We start from the raw sequence: 1,874 nt of genomic DNA, 5'->3' as shown, positions 1-1,874 counted from the left end.
AGAGCTGGTTCGGGTAGGCGTTGATCTTGTCGAGCAGCCCCACCTTGATCAGCAGTTCGGTGGCGCGGTTGCGCGCCTCCAGCGCCGTCAGCTTGCGCACCTTGCTGGGCGCCAGCGTGATGTTCTCCAGCACCGTCTTGTGCGGAAACAGGTTGAAGCGCTGAAACACCATGCCGATCTCCGAGCGCAGCGCATCGACATCGGTCTTGGGCTCATGCACCGACACGCCATGCACCAGCACCTCGCCGCCGCTGGCGTCCTCCAGCCCGTTCAGGCAGCGCAAAAACGTGCTCTTGCCCGACCCCGACGGCCCGATGACGCACACCACTTCCGACGCCTTGATGGCGCAGTCAATGCCGCGCAGCACCGGCAGATGACCAAACTGCTTGGTCAGCTTGTTAACGCGAATCACCTCGTCCATAACGAGCCTCCAATTTCTTGACGCCGTAGGCCAGGCCCAGCGTCAGCACCCAGTACATCAGCGAAATCGTCAGGTAGGGCTCCCAGTAGCGCGAATAGGCGCCGGCCACCGTGCGCGCGGCATAGGCCAGCTCGGCCAGGCCGATCGCCGAGATCAGCGACGAGTCTTTGAGCAGCGAGATCGCGTTGTTGCCCAGCGGCGGCAGCATGCGGCGAAACGCCTGCGGCAAGATGATGTGGTACATGGTGCGCGGAAACGACATGCCCAGCGAGCGCGAGGCCTCCACCTGCCCCTTGTCGATGGACTGGATGCCGGCGCGGAAGATCTCCGAGATATAGGCCCCGGCATTGAGCGTCAAGGCCACAATGCCCGACAGGAAGGCGCCGTAGTTCTGCTTCAGGTCGCGCGCCGCCTCGCCGGAGATCAGCAGCCCGTCGGCCGGGTTGATGAACAGCGGCAGCACCGCAAAGTGAATCAGCAGAATCTGCACAAACAGCGGCGTGCCGCGGAAAAAGCTGACATACACCGTGGCCGGCCAGCGCAGGGCGTACTGGCACAGCTGCCTGGCCGGCGTGTGGCGCGCCTCGGCCAGCCGCGCCATGCCGATCGCCAGGCCCAGCGCCGTGCCCAGCACGATGCAGATCAGGGTGACCATGATGGTCATCTGCAGGCCGCGCCAGAACAGCACCCCGTATTCTGAAATGATGTCGGCCCTAAACCAGCCGAACCAGAGAACTTGTTCCATGAGGAAACTGTCGTCCCTGGCTTATTGGGCCGGCAGAGCGGGTGCTTCCGCCTGGAACCACTTCTTGTAGATCTGGGCGTAGCTGCCGTCGGCCTTGACGCTGGCCAGACCCGCATTGAGCTTGTCCAGCAAGGCCTTGTTGCCCTGCTTCACGACGATGCCGAAGTATTCCTTGGGAAAGCTGGCGTCGCTGACGGTCTTGAGCTGCTTGTGCTCCTGGGCGCGAAAGGCGATCACGCCGTTGTCGCCGATGGCCGCATCCAGGCCGTTGTTGGCCAGCTCGGAGATCACCACCGGCGTGCTCTCGAAGCGGCGGATGTCGGGGTTGGTCTTGCCGAACTCGCGCGAGGCCATGTCGTCGCCGGTGCTGCCGTTGACCACGCCGATTTTTTTGCCGGCCAGGTCCTTCAGGCTTTTGGCGGTGCTGTTGCTGTGCACGGCAATCAGCTGGCGCGCCTCGAAGTAGGGCGTGGTGAAGTCATAGGACTGCTTGCGCTTGTCGTTGATGGTGACGCCGGAGATGACCAGGTCGAGGTCGCCGTTGTTGAGCGCCGCGAAGATGCCGGTCCAGGGGGTGTTGACGATCTTGATCTTCAGGCCCGCCTTCTGGGCGATGGCCTTGATCATGTCCACGTCGTAGCCGACGATCTCCTTGCTCGGGCTTTCGTAGGCGAACGGGCGGTAGGTGGCGCTGGAGCCGACCACCAG

At 63.4% G+C, this 1,874-nt stretch carries 3 protein-coding genes; all 3 read right to left on the bottom strand.

Annotated elements, in window-relative coordinates; genetic code table 11:
* On the bottom strand, positions 1 to 421 hold a 421-nt coding region (locus PJE01S_RS24080; RefSeq protein WP_157090468.1), incomplete at its 3' end, for an amino acid ABC transporter ATP-binding protein.
* On the bottom strand, positions 399 to 1,166 hold the full coding sequence (locus PJE01S_RS24075; protein WP_068836240.1) for an amino acid ABC transporter permease: 768 nt from the start codon (positions 1,164 to 1,166) through the stop codon (positions 399 to 401). The genes PJE01S_RS24075 and PJE01S_RS24080, both read right to left, overlap by 23 nt.
* Before the next feature lie 21 nt (positions 1,167 to 1,187).
* Positions 1,188 to 1,874, bottom strand: a 687-nt coding sequence (locus tag PJE01S_RS24070; protein ID WP_068836239.1) for a basic amino acid ABC transporter substrate-binding protein, incomplete at its 5' end; no start/stop codon positions are given.

Origin of the sequence: Polaromonas jejuensis NBRC 106434 (assembly GCF_001598235.1) — a bacterium.
Classification (GTDB): Bacteria; Pseudomonadota; Gammaproteobacteria; order Burkholderiales; family Burkholderiaceae_C; genus Polaromonas; species Polaromonas jejuensis.
This window is presented reverse-complemented; position numbering and strand designations above follow the sequence as displayed.